The organism is Streptomyces sp. NRRL B-24085, assembly GCF_001282115.1.
Taxonomy (GTDB): domain Bacteria; phylum Actinomycetota; class Actinomycetes; order Streptomycetales; family Streptomycetaceae; genus Streptomyces.
The window spans coordinates 21,350-40,414 of record NZ_LJBR01000154.1 but is presented as its reverse complement, the minus strand read 5'-3'; the positions used below and the strand labels follow the sequence as shown (position 1 = coordinate 40,414).

Here is a 19,065-nt window from a genome sequence, read left to right as displayed (position 1 = left end):
TCCGATGGGACGTGTGCGTACGTCGGTTGGGGGGTTACGGGTGGCCTCGCAGGCTTCGCGCGGCGCTGCGGCCGGCCAGGGCGGCCGTGCCCGCCGTCAGTGCGACCGCGCCCGCGGTGATCGCCCAGCGCGCGGACCGCGACGGCCCGGACGGCCTGCGGGCCAGGCGTTCGGGATGGTCGCTGGGCAGGTTGCCGTCGAGGCCGAGGGCCAGTGCCTCGGCCAGGTGCAGGGCCCGGCGGCCGGTGTCGCCCTGTTCGATCTGGGTGCGGCAACTGAATCCGTCGGCCAGGAGCAGGCTGTCGGGGGCGGCCGCGCGCACCGCCGGCAGCACGCCCTGTTCCGCGACGGCCATGGAGACCTCGTGGTGACCGCGTTCGAAGCCGAAGTTCCCGGCCAGGCCGCAGCAGCCCTCGTCCAGCACGTCGGCGTCGAGGTGGGCGCGGCGCATGAGTTCACGGTCGGCGTCGTCCTTCATGATCGCGTGCTGGTGGCAGTGGGTCTGCACGACGGCCTGCCGGGTCAGCGCGGGTGGCTGCCAGTCCTTCGGCGCGTGGTGCACGAGGTGTTCGGCGAAGGTGCGGAACTGGCCGGCCAGGCGCCGCACGTCCTGGTCGTCGGGCATCAGCTCCGGCGCGTCGGAGCGGAACACGGCGGTGCAGGACGGTTCGAGCCCGATGACCGGCGTGCCGGCCTCGATGTACGGGCGCAGGACGTCGAGCGTGCGGCGCAGGACCTTCTTGGCGACGGTGAGCTGCCCGGTGGAGATCCAGGTCAGTCCGCAGCACACGGCGTCCGTCGGCACGGCGACGCGGAAGCCGGCGTCCTCCAGGACGCGTACCGCCGAGATCGCGATCGAGGGATGGAAGAAGGTGCTGAACGTGTCGGGCCAGACCACCACGGTCCGCGGGTCGGCGGGGTCCGGCTGGTCCGCGTCCCGCTCCCGCCACCACGCGAGGAACGACTGCGGTGCGAACAGCGGCGCCTGGCGGGCGTCGTCCACCCCGGCCAGCCGTTTGCCCACGCGGGCCAGTCCCGGGGCCTGCAACACGCTGTTGAGCAGGGAGGGGGCGGCCTGTGCCAGACGGGCCCACAGCGGCAGCCAGCCCATGGAGTAGTGGGCCGCCGGACGCGGGCGCCCCTCGTAGTGGTGGGCCAGGAACTCCGCCTTGTACGTCGCCATGTCGACACCCGTGGGGCAGTCGGACTTGCAGCCCTTGCAGGCCAGGCACAGGTCGAGGGCGTCGCGGACCTCGGTCGAGCGCCAGCCATCGGTGACGGCCGAGTCGGCGTGTCCGTCGAGCATCTCGAACAGCAGGCGGGAGCGCCCTCGGGTGGAGTGCTCCTCCTCCTTGGTGGCCCGGTAGGAGGGGCACATGACACCGCCCTGGTGGCTGCGGCAGTTGCCGATGCCGACGCAGCGCATCACGGCCCGGGTGAAGGAGTGCTCGTCGTCCGGGTAGCCGAAGTGGGTGTCGGTGGGGGTCGGCCGCCACGTGGGGCCGAGCCGCAACTGTCCGTCGACGGGGTTGGGGTCGACGACCTTGCCCGGGTTCATCAGGTCGTCCGGGTCGAAGAGGGCCTTCACCTCGCCGAACGCGGTCACGAGCCGTTCGCCGAACATGCGGGTGAGCAGCTCGCCCCGGGCCTGCCCGTCGCCGTGCTCGCCGGACAGTGAGCCCCCGTAGGAGGCCACGAGGTCGGCGGCGTGTTCCAGGAAGCGGCGGAAGCCGGCGACACCCTCGGCGGACTTCAGCCCGAACGGGATGCGGGTGTGCACACAGCCCTGGCCGAAGTGCCCGTACAGCGAGGGGTGGTCGTAGTCGAACTCCGTGAACAGCTTCTTCAGGTCACGCAGGTAGTCGCCCAGCCGCTCGGGCGGTACGGCGGAGTCCTCCCAGCCCTCCCAGGTCTCCCGGTCGTCCGGCGGGCGCGCGGTCACGCCGAGTCCCGCCTCGCGGGCCCTTAGCATCTTCTGCTCGCGCTCCGGGTCGTCGGAGAAGGCCACCGTGGCGTCCTTCTCGCTGCGGCCCAGCGCCCGCAGCAGGGCGTGTGCCTGCTCGTCCACGTCGTCCGGGCTGTCCCCGACGAATTGGAGCATCAGCCAGCTGTCGCCGTCCGGAAGGGTGTCGAGGGAGTCGAGGTAGGCCCCTTCCTCGCGCATGAGCTGCGCCATCCGGCCGTCGAGCGCCTCCAGTTGTCCGGGCGAGCAGTGCCGCAGGAGTTCGGGTACGTCGTCGGCGGCGCGGCAGATGTCGTCGTAGCCGAGGACCAGCAGCGCCTGGCAGGCCGGTACCGGCACCAGGTCGAGTTCGGCGCGCAGCACCGTCACCAGAGTGCCCTCGCTGCCGACCAGTGCCTTGGCGAGGTCGAAGCCGTTCTCGGGCAGCAGGGAGTCCAGGTTGTAGCCGGAGACCCGGCGCGGGATCTTCGGGTAGCCCTGCCGGATGTCCGCCAGGTACTCGGTCACGATCCGCTCCAGACCGGAGTGGATCTCGGCCCGGCGACCGCCCTCGGCCGCGATCCGCTTCCGCTCCTCCGCGTCCGTCGGCCCGACCCACATGCGGGTGCCGTCGTAGGTGAGGATCTCCAGCCGGCGCACGTTGTCCACGGTCTTGCCGTACGCCTGCGCGGACGCGCCGCACGAGTTGTTGCCGATCATCCCGCCCAGGGAGCAGTGGCTGTGCGTGGAGGGTTTCGGCCCGAACTGGAGCCGGTGGTCCGACAACTCCCGGTTGAGCTCGTCCAGGACGATCCCGGGCTCCACCACGCAGGTGCGGGCGTCCGGGTCCACGGAGACCAGTGCGTGGCAGTACTTGGTCCAGTCGATGACCACGGCGGTGTTGGTCCCCTGCCCGGCCAGGCTGGTGCCCCCGCCGCGGGACAGCACGGGGGCCCTGAACCTCCGGCACACCTCCACCGTCCGTACGGCCGCGTCCACAGTGCGGGGAACCACGACCCCCAGGGGTACCTGGCGGTAGTTGGAGCCGTCCGTGGCGTACGCCCCTCTGCTGCCCGCGTCGAAGCGCACCTCGCCGTCGACGGCGGCTCGCAGCGCGGCCTCCAGTTCCACCACGTCGACCGACTCGGGCCGCCCGCCGCCCGGGCCGCGGCCGCCCTGTCGCGAAGTAGGACTCATCGGGAAACCATTCCTTCGGCCTGCCCCGTGTGCGAGGCGGGATCATGTGCTGAAGGACTCGTCGACCCGTGCGCGCACCTCGCCTCGCGGCGGTGAGTGAGCCTTCGGCGAGCCTCCGACCCGCGAGTACCCACCATTGCACTGTGCAATGATGTTTTTTGCGGGCATTTCAGCGACCCTGCTCCGTGAGCCCACGGGCTGCCGTGCACCCGCCCCGCCTCCACACGCGTTTCTTTGCGAGTACCGGCGGACCGTCGGTTCAGACGTTAGATCCGGTACGTGATCACCGCGAGCCGGGCACGGCGGATGCACCCGGCGCAGCAGGGGTACCCCGAGCGGGCCGAACGGCCCGGCTCACCCGGGTCGCCCTCGCAACCAGTCCAGATCCCAGACCGCACGCGACGGAGAAGCGGAACAGACAGCGATGAGACGCCAGGATCCCCCGCACCCGCAGCCCTCGGATGATTCGCCTGCCCGTTCGGCGCTCGACCAGGAAGCCGAGGACGTCACCATGGCGGTCATGTCTGCATCAAGACTGCTCGTCGCGATCTCCGCACGGGCGCTCGCCTCCACCGACGAATCCCTCACCCTGCCCCAGCTCCGCGCCCTCGTGGTGCTGGACACCTGCGGACCGGTCAAGCTCGCCGCACTGGCAGCGACCTTGAGAGTCAACCCCTCGACCGCCCTGCGCATGGTCGAGCGCCTCGAGACCGCCGGGCTCATCGACCGCAGGACCAACCCCGGCAACCGGCGGGAAGTCATCCTGCGCCTCACCCCCGCCGGCCGGGACCTCGTGGCGCGGGTCCTCGCCCACCGGCGTACCGAGATCCGCTCGCTCGTCGAGCGGTTGCCCGCCGACGCGCGCGCCGGGCTCGTCCCCGCCCTGAAGGCCCTCACCACGGCGGCGCACGAGATGGCCGTGGACCCGTTCGACGAGACGCGCCGGGTGGGGGGCCTGATCGACGACCCGCTCAACCCGACCCCACCGAACCCCCCTCGGGCAGGCCGCCGTCGGGCGAACGGCGACAGCGTCCGAGACCTGGACTGAAGCGGAGCCACACCGGCCACGCCCCCGCGAGTGATCTCGCCAAGGCCTTACTCCCACCATTAATGTCAGGTAACCTGACATGGCTCTCGATCCGGCCGGAGGTTCCGCATGACCATCGAGTACGCCACCCGGTATCGCACCCGCTCACGCATCCCGCCCGAGCCGGGCAAGCCGTACTTCATCGAGAAGGGCCACGGGGACCGGGCCCACCTCTTCGGTGACCTCTTCACGGTCTACGCAGGCGGCGAGCAGACCGAGAACACCTTCAACTTCTTCACCTGCGACGGCCCCAAGGGCGAGCTGATCCCGGCGCACTCCCACCCCGACACCTACGAGGTCTTCTACGTCACCCAGGGCGCGGTCCGCCTCTTCGTGGAGGACCTGGACGGCGAACAGCACGAAAAGCTGCTCACGCCCGGCGACTTCGGCTTCGTCCCGAAGAACTGCCCCCACGCCTACCGCATGGAACGGCACCACACCCAGATCGTCGGCGTGGCCGCCGGACCGGGCGGCACCTTCGAGCGCTTCTTCGAGAGCCTCGGCACCCCCACCGACGAACTGACCCTGCCCGCAAAGCCGTTCGTCCCGGAGGGCAGCAAGTTCGCCACCGTGCCGCAGAAGTACGACGTGCGCTTCCTGCCGGGTCACGAATGGCGTACGGAGGGCTGAGATGCCGTACCTGAAGGCGCTGCGGCATGCCGCGGCGGCGATCCGCTCCGGGCCGGACGGCCGGACTCCCCCGCACCGCACCACGCCCCGGCACGAGGACACCGTCCATGACCGCTGACGGACTCATCGACGGTCAGCGTGCGGGGCGGCAACCACCTGTGGGCGGGGATCGAGGAGGAGGACGTATAACGGTGCTTCACCGCGAGCCTCGACCTCGCCGCCCGGCATGTCGACGCGGCCGACCGGGGAAGGGACGGCAAGGGCGTCGGGCACGGCGGCAGGGGATAATCCCGCCTGTCACCGACCCCATGAAGGAGCCATGAGCCAGCGCGTGGCCAATCTGCCTCAACTGTTCGCCGAATCCCGTCGCTGGTTCGAGGACGCCCTCTTCGCCAGCATGGAGGCGGCGGGCGAGCAGCCGGTGACCTCGACCCAGGCATCGGTGTTCGCGCGACTCGATCCCGAGGGTACGACCGTGTCGGAACTCGCCCGCCGCATCGGCGTCACCCGGCAGACGGCCCATCAGGTGGTGCACGCCCTCATCGGCATGGGTCTGCTCGAACAGATCCCCGACCCCGGCTCCGCGCGCAGGATCCTGATCCGCACGACGGCAGAGGGCCTGCGCGTCCACGAACGGGCCCAGGCCACCATCGCGGTCATCGAGTCGGTCCTCGCCGACCGCATCGGCCCGTCGGCCGTCGAGGCGCTGCGGCAGACGCTGGCGGCGGACTGGGGCGAGTCCCCGCGGGTCACGGCGCCCTGAGGGGGTACCGCGGTGCAGGGCGCTGTGCCCTCCGGAGCCGGGCGTTCATGACACTCCCCCGTCGGCGATCGGGCCTGCGGCAGCCCCTCCCGGCAGAGGTCGTCTGCGGGCGCGGCAGGTGTGCGCGAGGGCACCGCACGCCTGCTCGGCGCCGCCTTCGGTGATCCGGTGGAAGCGGCGGCGCGGACGGCCGGCTTGCTCATGCACGGTGAGGTCTTCCCGCACGCTGTCCACCCAGCCGACCTGTTCCGGTTCCAGTCCGGCCGGGATCGGACAGACCGTGCCCGACGACAGCCCCGCCGACGCGCACGGCTGCCGCACTCGTGGGACGGACCGGTCACGGCCCCGCCGCAGCGCTGGCGCGGCCGCAGGCGACGAAGCGAGCCGGCGGGAGAAATGGAGACCCGGACCCCCACCACGACGGACCGGAACAGAGCCCCCTGATGCCCTCCGGGTATCACAGACGCCGAAAGAGGTCTTGGACGCACGACCGCCGCCGGACGCACGCTGATCAGCGAAGCCAACGACACCTGCGAAGACAGGAGCCCCTGACCATGAAGATCTTCCTCACCGGCGGATCCGGATACATCGGCAAGGCCACGATCGGCGCGCTGGTCCGCCACGGGCACACCGTGGAGGCGCTGGCCCGCAACGACCGCGCCGCCGAGACCGTCGCCTCCCTCGGCGCGGCGCCGGTGCGCGGCGGACTGCGGGACCTGAGTGTGCTGAACGCGGCCGCCGCCCGCGCCGAGGCGGTGATCCACCTGGCGCAGGCCGAGACCGGGGACGAGGACCTCGCGGCCGCCACCGCCATGCAGGACGGCATCGGCACCGGCGCCTACGTCCACACCGGCGGCACCTGGGTCTACGGCGACACGGACGGAGTCGTGGACGAGACCGCCCCCTGGAACCCGCCGCCGGTGGTCGCCTGGCGCAAGCCCGTCGAGGAGGCCGTACTGCGCCGCGCCCAGCAGGGTGGCCGCCCCGTCGTGGTGCAGCCCGGGCTGCTGTACGGCGGCGAGAACCGTCTGATCGACATCTTCTACACCGGTCCGGGCCGGGAAGCGGGCGCCGTTCCGTACATCGGCGACGGCGACAACCGCTGGGCGCTGGTCCACGTCGACGACATCGCGGAGCTCTACGCCGCCGCTGTGAAGGCGAAGCCCGGTTCGGTGTACGTCGGCGTAGGCGGCGTGAACCCCACGGCGAAGGAGTGCGCGCTGGCGATCGCGCGGTCCGTCGGTCTGGACGGCAAGGTCGCCTCCCTCACCCTGGAGCAGGCCCGCGAGCAGATGGGCCCGATCGCGGACGCCTTCGCGCTGGACCAGCAGCTCACCCCGGCGCGCGCCGAGGCCGAACTGGGGTGGGTCCCGGCACACACGGACCCGCTGGCCGTGCTCGCCGGCGAGTGACCGGCCGGGTCGGCCTCCGCCCTGCCTGCGGCGGCCGACCACGACCGGAACGGTAGATTCGTCACTGGTTGCCCCGGTCGCCCCACGGGACGCCGGCGGAGTCGTTCAGAACGGCCGACTGCCCGGACGGGCCGTCGCCCCGCAGAGAGGGAGCGGTGAGTCCGGGTGGATCTTGATCTGCGGAAGCTCCGTTATTTCGTGGCTGTGGCCGAGGAGCTCCACTTCGGACGCGCTGCCGAGCGGCTGCACATCGCGCAGCCGGTCCTGTCCCGTCAGATCCGGAGCCTGGAGGACGAACTCGGCGCAGCGGTCTTCGACCGTGACCGGCGCGGCACCCTGCTCACGCCGGCCGGAGAGCAACTACTGGAGGACGCCGTGCCGTTGCTCGCGTCGGCCGAGGCACTCCTGCGGCGGGCGAGGGCGGCGGCGCGGGACACCCCCACCCTCACCGTCGGCTTCATGCCCGGCATCACGGTCACCCCGGCCACGGCCGCGTTCGCCAAGCACCGCCCCGACGTCAACGTACGTCTGCTGCGGACCAGTTGGCACGACCAGGTGGAGGTGCTGCTGGACGGCCGGGCGGACATCGGCATCGTACGGCTGCCCGTCGACCGGCGCGGGCTGGAGGTGCGGCCGCTCTTCCAGGAGCCCCGGGTCGTCGTACTGCCGGTGGGGCACCGCCTGGCGGGCCACGCCTCGGTGACCGTGCACGATCTCGCCTCCGAGCATCTCCTCCAGGACCCGGATGCCGTACCCGAGTGGCGTGACGTGGCCGTGGAACTGCGCGAAGGGCGGCGCCCCGAGGTCCCGGCCATCCACCAGGTGGAGGAGAAGCTGGAACTGGTGGCCTCCGGTGCCGGCGTGTGCGTACTGCCGTTGTCCACCGCGACCTTCTACACCCGCCCGGACGTCGTTCCGCTGCCCGTGGAGGACCTCGGCCCCAACCAGGTCGCCCTGGCATGGGTGTCGTCCCGGCGCTCCCCCCTCGTCCACGACTTCGCCGAGGCCGCGACGGAGACGCTGGGCCGGCCCGGGACGCGGGAGCTCTAGTGCTGCACTTTGCTGCGATGAGTACTCCTTGACCCTCACGTGACGTCAGGCCGCATAGTCGGAGCCGTGGAGGATCACTGGACCGTGGGACGCGTGGCCGAGCTCGCCGGCGTGAGCGTCCGCACGTTGCATCACTACGACGCGATCGGGCTCGTCCGGCCGTCGGCGCGGACCCCGGCCGGGTACCGGGCCTACTCGGCGGCCGACGTGGAGCGGTTGCGTGAGGTGCTGGCCTACCGGCGGTTGGGCTTCGGGCTGCGGGAGGTCGCGGAACTGGTCGGCGACCCGTCCGCCGACACGGTCGCGCACCTGCGCCGGCTGCGGGGCCTGATGCTGGAGCGGCGTGATCGCGCCGACGCCATGGTGGCGGCCATCGACAGGGAACTCAGGGCGCGGGCAAGGGGACTGAAGGTGACACCGGAGGAGCAACTGGAGATGCTCGGCGCGCGGTTGTACGACGCGATCGGCGGTGCCTACACCGCGACCCGGCGTACCGATCCGCGGATCGCCGCGCAGATCTGGGACGCGCTCGGAGACGCGCGGACGGTGCTGAACGTCGGCGCCGGCACCGGCTCCTACGAGCCCGCCGATCGCGACGTGACCGCGGTGGAGCCCTCGGCCGTCATGCGGGAGCAGCGGCCTGCCGGCTCGGCGCCGTGCGTGGCCGCCGCCGCGGAGAACCTGCCGTTCGAGGACCGCTCCTTCGACGTCGCGATGGCCGTCTCCACCGTTCACCACTGGGTGAACCCGACAGCTGGACTGCGTGAGATGCGGCGCGTGGCCCGACGTGTGGTGGTGCTCACGTTCGACACCGACGAGCCGGGCTGGCAGGACCGGTTCTGGCTCACCCGCGACTACCTGCCCGAGTTCGCCGCCGTCCTCGCGGAATTCCCCTCCCTCGCGGGGATGGCCGACGCGATCGGTGCCCGCGTTGAGCCGGTGCCCGTCCCGTGGGACTGCGCCGACGGCCTCTTCGAGGCCTACTGGCGCCGGCCCGGGGCGTATCTAGAGGATCACGTGCGGCGTGCGATGTCGGTGTGGACGAGGGTCGGGCCGGAGGCCGAGGAGCGGGCGGTACGAAACCTCGCCGACGACCTCACATCCGGACGGTGGGCCGAGCACAACAGCGACCTCGCCGACCTCGACGCGGCAGATTTGGGCCTTCGCCTGCTCATCGCCTGAACCGCAACGGCAGTGTCAGCGTCATGGCGGCTCCCGGACGGTCGCCTCCCTCGCTCGCGCCCTCGTCCTCATCTGCGACGAGTCGCGGAGCAGGGTGGTGAGGAGGCCGGGGAGGCTCCGGCGGGTGAGCGCGTGACGACCCGTCCCTCGTCCTGATCTCCCACGACCTCGACGCCGGCGCCATGACCCACCGCATCGCCGTCCTGGACGCCGCCAAGCTCGTCGAACAGGGACCGGCCCGACAAGTCCTCACGGCGCCGAGCCACCCGCTCACCAGGGATCTCATGGAGACGAGTGCCCGGACGGGGGCAGGAGCGGCTGGTTGCCGGCTGCCGCTGCCTCGACTGCTGCGGCCGACTCGGCAGCCTGCTCGATCTTCGCCCAGTGGGCCGCTCGGGCTGCCTCGTCGATCCGCTGCTCGTTCTCGGCGCGCACCCCGGTCCGGCCGTCGAGGCCCTCGCGCAGGATGTCGGCGTGCCCGGCATGGCGGACGGTCTCGCCGAGGACGTGGACCATGATGGCGAACAGGTTCGTGTTGGGGTACGGCTCCTTCCACCACGGCACGTGGCCCGGGGCGTCGAGAGGAAGCCCGTTGATCGTCGCGTCCGAGTGCTCCCACGTGCGCCGGTAGAACCCGGTGATCTGATCGCGGGTCTCGTCCTCGGTCGCCCACAGGTCGCTGCCGTCGTGGTCCTGCCACCGGGGCAGCGGTTCGGGGCAGGGGCGGTCGAAGACCTCGCCGAAATACCTGGCCTCGACGGTGGCCACGTGCTTGACCAGGCCGAGGAGGTTGGTCCCGGTCGCCGTCAAGGGTCGGCGGGCGTCGTACTCGGACAAGCCGTCGAGTTTCCAGAGCAGTGCCTCGCGGTCCCGCCGCAGTCTCCCGTGCAGGCTGTCCTTCACGAATTCACCGGTCATGCGGCATGAGCCTTCCGTATCACAGCGCTGGAGAGCCGCAGGCGTGCTGTTCTGTGCCCTTCTCTGCTCTCGTCGAGCGGTTCCGGACCGGGGCCGGTGCAGTGGCCGGATGCCAGGTGAGAATCCAGCCGGCGGTGAGTACCGTCGCGCCGCCTGCCAGGGCGATCGCGCCGCCTGTTCCGATGCCTGCGGCCACCGGGCCGAGGCAGGCCGGCCCGACGCCCTGCAACGTCATGCTGCCCGAGCCGAGCAGACCGAAGGCCTGGCCCTGGCCGTCCCGCGGAAGGGCGTCCAGGAACGGCCGTTGCAGGCCCAGACCGTAGGCCAGCCCGAAGCCGCAGAGCAGCAGCAGAAAGGACGAGACGCCCACCCCGGGCTCGGTGACGAAGCCGGCCAGCGGCAGCCCCGTCAACGCGATCAACGGGACTACCAGTCGCTCCCGGGTGCGTGGCCGTAGCAGTCGGCCCACCAGCAGGTCGCCGACCAGCATGCCGACCGGCAGACAGCCCATCAGCACCGCGTACCGGCCGGGCGCGAAGTGGTGTCCTCCCGCGTAGGCGACGATCAGCCCTTCCGCGCCCGCCACGAACGCGGACGGTAGCCACTGGGCCAGCATCAGTCGTCGTACGGTGCGTCCGCGCAGCAGCAGGCCGGCACCGCGCAGGCTCGCCCGGACGGTCCCGCCATCGCCCCGAGCGCCGCCAGGCGTGCCGCCGATCTCTCCCCGCTCCAGCCGGGGCAGCCGGATGCGGACGGCGAGCGCGCAGCCGAGGTAGAGGGCGGCGCTCACCACGAGCGCCCGGTGCGGGCCGACTGCGGCGACGACCGCACCTCCCAGTGCCAGACCGAACAACTGCGCGCCGGAGGAGGCGATGTTGTTCAGTGAACGGCCCAGTACGTAGGCGTCGCCCTCCAGCCACTGCGCGACCAGCCGACTCGACGCGCCGCCGAACACCGGTGCGGCGAGGGCGACCAGCGCCACGACACCGAGGCTTGCCGCGATCGGCATCCGCACCAGGGCGAGCAGCAGAGCGGCGGCGCACTCCAGGGCGTACCCCCCGGCGATGAGGGCGCGGGGCGGCAGTCGGTCGGCCAGCGAGCCCAGCAGCAGCGAGCCGAACAACTGCGGGAGAAAGCCGATGCCGAAGGCCAGTGCGCTCAGCAGCGCCGAGCCGGTGGTCGTGAAGACCAGCACCGAGAACGTCGTGATCCGCAGCGAGGCCGCAGTGATCGCGACGGCTCGGGTCGTGAACAGCAGCCGGAATCGCGGCTCGGCCAGCACCTCCCGATACGTGGCACGGTGGTCGCCCTGCGTGGGTCCGGCAGAGGGGGTCATGACGCGCAGCCTCGCCGTGCACCCCTACCGCTCACCAATGATTCGTCGCTGGACGAATCCAAGCGGGGCCTCGGCGATAGCATCGCGGGGTGCTCCGCTTCGAAGTCTCCGTCGAGGACCTGCTGCGCAGCCGCTTCGCACTGTCGCCCGCGATGGACCTCTGCCTGCTGTTGCGCTCGCTCGCCGGCCAGAACCGGCCGCTGCCGCGCGCCTGGGCAGCCCGGCTCCTGCCCGCTTTCGAACGGCTTCGCCGCGAGACGGAACTGGACGCCGTCCTCGCCCTGCACACCCCGCAGTCCGGACCGAACTTCGTGGCCCCGCCCCCGCGCGGCCTCACACAGACCTGGGCGGACGACCTGGCCGTGATCCGGGCCACCCCGCTGGAGGCGGCCCGCCTCGAATTCGCCACCACCGCGACCGGACGGGCCGCCCGGGATCCCCGCGTGCGTGCGGTGCTGGACTCCGCTGACGCCGTCTCCAGGATCGCGGAGGCGATGGACCGGGCGTGGCAGGAGCTGCTCGCCACGGACTGGCCGCAACTGCGCGCGATCTGTGAGCGCGATGTCGTGCACCGGGTGGGGGTGATCGGCGAACACGGTTGGGCCACGGCCATCGAGAGCCTGCACCCGAGCATCGACTGGCGTGCCGGCGGTATCGAGATCGGCGCCTTTCCCCCAGCCGGAAACGTCCACCTCGTCGGTGACGGACTGCTGCTGATCCCCTCGGTCTTCGTCGCGAACATCGCCGCCCATCTGGAGGACCCCTGGCCCAGAACCCTGATCTACCCCGCCCGCGGCACCGCCGCCCTGTGGGGTGAGCAGGAGACCGGCCCCCGGCCGGACGCGCTGACCGCTCTGGTCGGCCGGGCCCGAGCCCGGCTGCTGTCGGCGCTCGACGCCCCGGCCAGTACCAGCCACCTCGCCCGGAGCCTCGCCATGGCGCCCGGCGCGGTGGGAGACCACCTCGCCATCCTGCGGGACGCGGGGCTGCTCGTCCGCGCCCGGTCAGGACGCTCGGTGCTCTACCGGCGCACTCCGCTCGGCGAGGCGCTGGTGGCCGCTTCGGGCTGAGCGTCCAGACCAGCACCGCTTGTCCGCACCCGACACTCGCCGCGTCCGAGCCACGGGCTTCCGGACACTTCGCGATGAGGGCCGGGACTACCGGGAACAGGCTTCTCCGGCGCCGCCGTTACTCGACGAGGTGCGGGCGAACCCGGGCCGCACCCCTTCTGATCGCCGGCAGGGTTCGCTCGTGTTGGATGGGCACATGAGCCAGACAGCTGCCCTGCGCCTGCGGCAAGCCATCGCCCGAACCGAAGACGCAACGCGAGCACGTGTCCCCATCGGGCGCCGCCCAGAGGAAGCCGACGATCTCCTGGGCACCTTCGCCACAGACGGGGCACTCGGCTTCGATCCCTTCCCCTTCCTCCGGGCAATCCACGACGCCGGCTCGCGCGCGATAGTCATCGGCCAGGTCGCCGGCATCATGCACGGATCCACCGAACTGACCGGAGACCTCGACCTGCTCTGGGACGGCACCCCAGCCGAGGCACGCGCCCTGCGCGATGCCCTGGCCCGGTGCGGCTGCACCGAACTGCCCGATCTCGCTCGTTCCCAGGTGGGTTACCGGGTCACCGGTGCCAGTGGAGACCTGTGCACTCCCGAGCTGCGCTGGGGTGCGATGGATGTCACCCCCTGCTTGGCCTCGGCGGAAACCACGCGCGACCCCGCAGGATTCACCATCCGCTACGCCGCACTCGACGACCTGATCCGCATGCGCCGGGCCCTCGGTCGCCCGAAGGACCGCCGTCGCGCCGACGAACTCGCCCGGCTGCGCAACTGAGTCGGTACGACGGGCCCCCACCGTCAATGTGCCTGCACAGTCGTGCCACTGGGGCATCCCGGCTCATCCGCTCTCGGCCTACCCGCGACTGAGACGACGCCTGAATGACGAGGTCACCTCTGTTCCGGTCCCCGCGGCAACTGCTCAGCGGGCTGCGATAGTTTGCCCGGCATGACTGATCTTGGACCTGCCTCCTGGCCGCCTCCCCCGATCAGGACCGAGAGGCTCGTGCTCCGTGCGCCCGAGGCCCGGGACCGGGCGGTGTTCGTCGAGTTGCTGGCGTCGCCGGAGGTGCACACCTACCTCGGGGGTCCCCGCCCGCGTGCCGAACTCGAGCGTGAGATACCCGAAGTGCCCGAGCAGTGGCCCGGAAGCTTCGTCGTCGAGCTGGCCGGGTCGATGATCGGCCACATCCTCCTCCGGAGAGCAACGGGGCACCGTCGGCCGGCAGCCGCGGGGAAGGCCGAACTCGGCTATCTGTTCCTGCCGCGGGTCTGGGGACGCGGATACGCCGCCGAGGCGTGCGCGGCAGCACTCGACTGGTTCGCCGACGCGTTTCCCCGCGAACCGGTGGTGCTCACCACCCAGTCCGCCAACGTCAGTTCGATACGTCTCGCGGCGAAGCTCGGGTTCGTCGAAGTCGAGCGGTTCAAGGCCTGGGACGCCGAGCAGTGGCTCGGCATGTGGCCCCCGGTCAGGGCACGTTGACACACCGACCATGGTGGAGACGAGTACCGGGACCATCGGAACACCTCAGGCTTGCCGCGATCGGCCCGACGATATCCGGGTCTCGGATGGAGAGCACATTGCTCGTGTGGCCAGCGCTCGGAGATGGTCCTGAATCGTCACAGTACGGAAGCCCTTTTCGGACCGTCGGTGACGTCACCGGAGCAGTCGGCTCGATCACCGCCAAAGCCTTAGCGGCGGACGGTCATTTCTACGTGGATGCTGAACGTCTCGACAGCGAACCAGTCGTCCAGGCTCCCTTTTCAGCGAACTTGGTCACCCTTCGGCCCGATTTGCTTGCTCCTGGCCGGTGTTTTCTCCAGGGCGAACGAGTGATGGAAAGTGAAAGCCCACGGCGTGGAGCCGTGGTCGTGAAGGTACTCCAGCGGGTGCCCCTTCCCGACACCCCGGACTCGGCCCTCGACCGCCTCTCCGTCGGTCCGGGTCGCAATCGCTCGATGAACGGCCACCAGTTCGCCCAAGACGTCACGCAGAGTTGACGTGTGCGGCAAAGGGCTGCCGCGGCACCTGCTTGAGCGCCACACTGTGAACAGGCAACGGGGGTGCTCATGAACGCGTCGGACCCGATGGACAGAGCAAGTGCACGCAGCGCGCAGGAGGCCGAGTTGGCCGTCGGGCTGCGCATCGTCCCGGACGGCGGCGAAGCCGAGACGGTGGAGCGGCTGACCCGTGCTCTGCGCCGGGAGCTCGGAGACCTGCACGGCGTCCGTCCGCGCCCTGCCCCCTCAGCTCCGCCGCCGCCCGGCACGAAGGGTGATGCCGTCACCATCGGCGCGATCGTGGTGGCTCTCAGCGCGTCCGGCGGGGTGCTCACGGCGCTGGTGGACACCCTGCGCGACTGGCTGGGGCGGCGCGGCGCACGTGATCGCATCGTGGTCACCATCGGTGAGGACAGCCTGGAACTGGAGCACGCCGGCGACTCCGAACGCGCCGCTCTCATACAGGCGTTCATCCGACGTCACGGTGGATCCGATCCGTCATGAGCCGTCGTCTCGCGCTGCTGGTCGCCACGTACGAGCACGACGATCCGGGCCTCAGCCGCCTGACCGCCCCCGCCCACGACGCCGAGGCGCTCGCCGACGTCCTGCGTGACCCGGCCGTCGCCGGCTTCGACGTCACCCTCCTCGTCAACGAACCGCACTACCGGGTCGGCGAAGCGGTGGGCGACCTCTTCGACAACCGTCGCAGCGACGACCTCGTCCTTTTGTACTTCACCGGCCACGGGCTCAAGGACGAGGACGGCCGACTGTACCTGGCCATGCGCAACACCCGCCGCGGCAGCCTCCTGTTCACCTCACTGGCCGCCGAGCAGGTCGATCAGGCCATGAGCGGCAGCGAGTCGCGGCGCAAGGTCCTGATTCTCGACTGCTGCTACAGCGGCGCCTTCCCGGCGGCCCGCCTGACCAAGTCGGACCCGCAGATACACACGCTCGAACGCTTCCAGGGCCGGGGCCGTACGGTCCTGACCGCGTCCGACGCCATGCAGTACTCCTACGAGGGCGACCGGCTCAGTGGCTCCGCCGTCCAGTCGGTCTTTACCCGTCACCTGGTCACCGGCCTGCGGGAGGGGACCGCCGACCTGGACGGCGACGGTGACATCACGCTCGACGAGCTGTACCGGTACGTCCACGATCGCGTGGTCGACGAGATGCCTCAGCAACGGCCCAAGCGGCTTGACGACGTCGAGGGCCGTATCGTCATCGCCCGCAACATCCACTGGTCCCTGCCCACCTATCTCGGCAACGCCCTGAGCAGCCCCGTCCCCGACGACCGGTTGTCCGCCCTCGACGGCCTCGCCCATCTGCGCCGGGTCGGCAACGAGATGGTGCGGACGAAGGTGGGAGAGCAGCTCGAACGGCTGGCCGGGGACGACAGCCGCAAGGTGTCGGCGGCGGCGAGGGCACTGCTGGGGAGGGAACCGTCGGAGCCGGACGTGACCGCCGACACCACGGTGCCCGGCGAGCAGGTCGCGGAGGCGCCGGCTCCGAGCACACCCCGGACGCCGGAGAAGAACCCGCCGGAACCCCCAAGCGGTGACCCCGAAGTGCCGTCTGTCGCGGACTTGTTGAAGGAGAGTCTCCGGCTTGGTGCGGCACGCCTTCGTTCGGATGCCCACATCCTTGCCCAGCGAGTCGGGACACGCTTGTACGCCCTCGGCCTGCGGGGGCTGGCCGGTGGCCTGGCCGTCCTCGCCTCCGCGCTGATGATCCAAGGACTGCTGCGGCACAGTGCGGCTTTTTCCCCGTTCGGCGCACAGGCGGGGGGCGGCATCGGCTGGTATGCCGTGGGCATGTCCGCGGTCACCCTGGGCGCGGCGGTTCTCCTGATCGTTCCGAAGTTCCGGAGGCCTACCGGGACAGGTCTGATCCTCGGAGCGGCGGCCGCGTCCTCATGGGGCATCGTGTACTTCGCCGACGACGCGACCGGCGACTTCGACCTGCTGAAGGACGTCGCCTGGTTCGAACTCGCCGGTCACGCGCTGGTCTTCGCGGCCACTGCACTCGCCGTGTTCTCTCTCGTACGCGCCGGGGAGGCCACCCTCGATCTCCGGCCGCCGCGTGGTGTCCGGAGCTGGATCGTGCTGGGCGCGGCGTGCGCGGTCGTCCTGGTCGGCGTCCTCGGGTGCGCACTTCTGCTGCACCAGCTCGCCGGGCTTCGACAGGTCAACCCGCGCCCGGATGTCTCTCGGTGGTTCCAGGCTCTCCAGGTCACCGGCGTGACGGCGGCCGTCGTCCCCGTCAGCGCGGCCGCACTCGTCCCACGTCGATTCGGCCACACCCTGTTGCTCGGCTGGACGGCGGTCACGCTCGGGGTGATGACGGCGGGGTACGTGTGGCTGGGCGGGTTCGGAGAGCCCCTGATCAACTTCGTGCCGGCCGCGGCCGCACCGGTGGCGCTGGCCGCCCTCGCGGCAATCCTGGCGCGCTGGGGCCGTGCCGCGGAGGGGCCGCCACGGCGGCCGCGGTGGCCGACACCGGTGGCGTGCCTCGTCATGCTTGCCGCCCTGACCTTCGGAGGTGGCGTTCTCGCCGGCCGCATGGCGGACCGTTCCGCGGTGACGCCGCTGGGCATCGCCTACGACGAGGACGGCAGGAACCTCTATGTCATCACCGAGTTGTACTGGGCGATCAAGGCGCGCGACGACCCGCCGGGATCGATCAGCGCTGTCGACGCTGTGAACGGCCGGACCGTCAAGGGCCCTGTCGCGCTCGACGCGGCGGCCACGGACATCGCCCGCAGTGACGACGGCAATCTGTATCTGGTACAGCCCGCCGCCCGTACCGTCACGGTGGTCGCCACACCGGAACTGGAACCCGTGGGCGCACCCCTGCGCCTCGGCGGCACGCCGGTCAAGATCGAGACAGCACCGGGCCACCGTGCCTGGGTGTTCAGCAAGACGCCCGACGAGGCCGCGTCGATCGACACCGGCACCGACCAGGTCTCCGGCCGCCGCGTTCCGCTGGGCAAGGACTGGGCGGATGCGACGGTAAGTCCTGACGGCCGTCGTCTTTACGTGGCCCGCGGCACCTCTGTCTCGGTGATCGACCCGGACACCGGCAAGGCGGTCGGGACCCCGATCGAACTCGGAGGCAAGGCCGGGTCGCTCACTGCGGACCCCGCCGACGGCAGGCGCCTCTTCGCGGTCGTGGAGACCAGTGGCGGTGAAGTCGACGACAAGCGTTCGGTGGCCGTGTCCGTCGACACGGAGAGCGGCACGGTGCAGGGCATGACCGACCTGCCCGACTCCGTCGTGCACCGCATGGCCGTGAGCCCCGACGGCCGTCGCCTGTACGTCATCAACAACCGCTTCGACGGCGGCAGTGTCTCGGTCGTGGACACGAGGACGATGAAGGCTCTGGCGAGTCCTGTCGACGTGGAACAGACCCCGATGGCCATCGCGGTGTCCCCCAAGGGTGACCGAGTAGGGCTCGCCCTCTTCGGAGACATCGCGTCCTTCCGGACGGCGGCACCGCACGCGGTCTCGCACTTCACCGTGAAGGTCCCCTGAGCCCCCCATCGAGGTCGTGGGCGATGGGGGGGCTCAGAGCCTGCCCGGCATTTTCCGTGCGTTGTTTGTTCGGCACCGGCGCCCCGAAGGCGAACAACCCCGAGCTGCTACCTGTTGAGCCGAACACCGCGCGACTTCTGCTGAACTCCCGGAGAGGAACGACATGGCTTTACCCACGGTCTCCACGCACCTCGCCAAGGCCTTCACCGCCGGCGCCGCGGCCGCTCTGCTGATGCTGGGCGCGTCCCCGTCGTCGGCGGCACCGGCCGCGGCCCCCTGCAACCAGGGGTCGTACTGCTGGTGGTCCGGCGCCAACTTCAGCGGCAGCGGCATCTCGTACACCGGCGATCTCGTCTCCGGAGGGTGTTACCTGACCTCGCACGTCGGCTCCGTGCGTTCGTACGCCCACTATCACCGTCAGGAGGGGTACTTCTACGCGAACAGCAACTGCACCGGAAGGTCCCACGCGGTACGGGCGCACTCCGAGAATCCCGACATCGGGTTCAACGCGTACAGCTTCAAAGCCGCCTGCGTCTCCTGCCTGGCCAAGGACTGAACCATGCCCTTACGCCACTTCGCCGCAGCCGCGCTCGGGTGCGCGATGGTCCTGAGCGCCACGGCGACCTCCGCCGAGGCGGCTTCGCCGACGCCGACCCGGGCCACGGCCGCCCAGGTCTGTACTCCGGGCGGCCCGGTCAGCGTCATCAAGGGAACCAACGTCACCATGCGTGACGCACCCGGTGGACGGTGGGTCGGTACGGCCCAGAACGGCGACTGCGTCCACTGGTACGCGTCCACCTCGGGCCCCTCGACGGCCTGTCCGGACGGCCGGGTCAGCCATGTCTGGCACGACGTGCTCAACTACCGGATCCTCGTGCGGGGATGGGTCTCGGACTGCTTCTTCTGACGGGCGCGCGGAAGGGCCGTTCACCACCTGACGGGTGAACGGC

16 protein-coding genes are annotated in these 19,065 nt (G+C 70.9%); 13 read left to right on the top strand and 3 right to left on the bottom strand.

What is annotated here, in order from left to right; genetic code table 11:
- Positions 1-34: 34 nt before the first annotated feature.
- Complete coding sequence (locus AOJ26_RS18415) at positions 35-3,139, bottom strand: FAD-binding and (Fe-S)-binding domain-containing protein (protein ID WP_078959949.1); 3,105 nt, start codon at positions 3,137-3,139, stop codon at positions 35-37.
- A 424-nt stretch (positions 3,140-3,563) separates the two neighbouring features.
- On the opposite strand from AOJ26_RS18415, the gene AOJ26_RS18410 reads away from it, so the two are divergent.
- The 6 genes from AOJ26_RS18410 (at position 3,564) to AOJ26_RS18385 (ending at position 9,263) form a co-directional block, all read left to right on the top strand.
- The gene (locus AOJ26_RS18410) at positions 3,564-4,187 is read left to right on the top strand and encodes a MarR family transcriptional regulator (RefSeq protein WP_053849403.1); all 624 of its coding nucleotides are present in this window, start codon (positions 3,564-3,566) and stop codon (positions 4,185-4,187) included.
- A 108-nt stretch (positions 4,188-4,295) separates the two neighbouring features.
- Complete coding sequence (locus AOJ26_RS18405; protein ID WP_053849402.1) at positions 4,296-4,856, top strand: quercetin 2,3-dioxygenase; 561 nt, start codon at positions 4,296-4,298, stop codon at positions 4,854-4,856.
- A 319-nt stretch (positions 4,857-5,175) separates the two neighbouring features.
- A complete protein-coding gene (locus AOJ26_RS18400; protein WP_053849401.1) occupies positions 5,176-5,619 on the top strand; it encodes a MarR family winged helix-turn-helix transcriptional regulator in 444 nt (147 codons plus the stop codon).
- A 554-nt stretch (positions 5,620-6,173) separates the two neighbouring features.
- Positions 6,174-7,031 (top strand): NAD-dependent epimerase/dehydratase family protein, encoded by an 858-nt coding sequence (locus AOJ26_RS18395; RefSeq protein WP_053849400.1) that lies wholly within the window; start codon positions 6,174-6,176, stop codon positions 7,029-7,031.
- Between the two features lie 165 nt (positions 7,032-7,196).
- Positions 7,197-8,081, top strand: a complete 885-nt coding sequence (locus tag AOJ26_RS18390; protein ID WP_053849399.1) for a LysR family transcriptional regulator — start codon at positions 7,197-7,199, stop codon at positions 8,079-8,081.
- 84 nt (positions 8,082-8,165) lie between these two features.
- Entirely contained in the window at positions 8,166-9,263 is a 1,098-nt protein-coding gene (locus AOJ26_RS18385) for a MerR family transcriptional regulator (RefSeq protein ID WP_053849398.1), read from the top strand.
- 282 nt (positions 9,264-9,545) lie between these two features.
- Here the strand turns inward: AOJ26_RS18385 and AOJ26_RS18380 are convergent, their stop codons facing one another.
- A complete protein-coding gene (locus AOJ26_RS18380; RefSeq protein WP_053849397.1) occupies positions 9,546-10,181 on the bottom strand; it encodes a DinB family protein in 636 nt (211 codons plus the stop codon).
- Positions 10,182-10,200: 19 nt separating this feature from the next.
- On the bottom strand, positions 10,201-11,517 hold the full coding sequence (locus AOJ26_RS18375; protein ID WP_053849396.1) for an MFS transporter: 1,317 nt from the start codon (positions 11,515-11,517) through the stop codon (positions 10,201-10,203).
- 89 nt (positions 11,518-11,606) lie between these two features.
- Between AOJ26_RS18375 and AOJ26_RS18370 the strand changes: the two genes are divergently transcribed.
- The 7 genes from AOJ26_RS18370 (at position 11,607) to AOJ26_RS18340 (ending at position 19,022) form a co-directional block, all read left to right on the top strand.
- Positions 11,607-12,587, top strand: coding sequence for an ArsR/SmtB family transcription factor (locus AOJ26_RS18370; RefSeq protein WP_053849395.1), 981 nt, complete (start codon positions 11,607-11,609; stop codon positions 12,585-12,587).
- A 196-nt stretch (positions 12,588-12,783) separates the two neighbouring features.
- Entirely contained in the window at positions 12,784-13,359 is a 576-nt protein-coding gene (locus tag AOJ26_RS18365) for a hypothetical protein (protein WP_053849394.1), read from the top strand.
- A 171-nt stretch (positions 13,360-13,530) separates the two neighbouring features.
- Positions 13,531-14,067 carry a GNAT family N-acetyltransferase gene (locus AOJ26_RS18360; RefSeq protein WP_053849393.1) on the top strand — a complete coding sequence of 179 codons (537 nt, stop codon included), beginning with the start codon at positions 13,531-13,533 and terminating at the stop codon, positions 14,065-14,067.
- A gap of 587 nt (positions 14,068-14,654) precedes the next feature.
- A complete protein-coding gene (locus tag AOJ26_RS18355) occupies positions 14,655-15,089 on the top strand; it encodes an effector-associated constant component EACC1 (protein ID WP_199828853.1) in 435 nt (144 codons plus the stop codon).
- A complete protein-coding gene (locus AOJ26_RS18350) occupies positions 15,086-18,115 on the top strand; it encodes a caspase, EACC1-associated type (RefSeq protein ID WP_053849391.1) in 3,030 nt (1,009 codons plus the stop codon). The genes AOJ26_RS18355 and AOJ26_RS18350 overlap by 4 nt, the downstream gene beginning before the upstream one ends.
- Before the next feature lie 163 nt (positions 18,116-18,278).
- Entirely contained in the window at positions 18,279-18,671 is a 393-nt protein-coding gene (locus tag AOJ26_RS18345) for a peptidase inhibitor family I36 protein (protein ID WP_053849390.1), read from the top strand.
- A gap of 3 nt (positions 18,672-18,674) precedes the next feature.
- Positions 18,675-19,022: a hypothetical protein gene (locus AOJ26_RS18340; RefSeq protein ID WP_053849389.1), complete on the top strand. Its 348-nt coding sequence runs from the start codon at positions 18,675-18,677 to the stop codon at positions 19,020-19,022.
- Positions 19,023-19,065 lie beyond the last annotated feature (43 nt).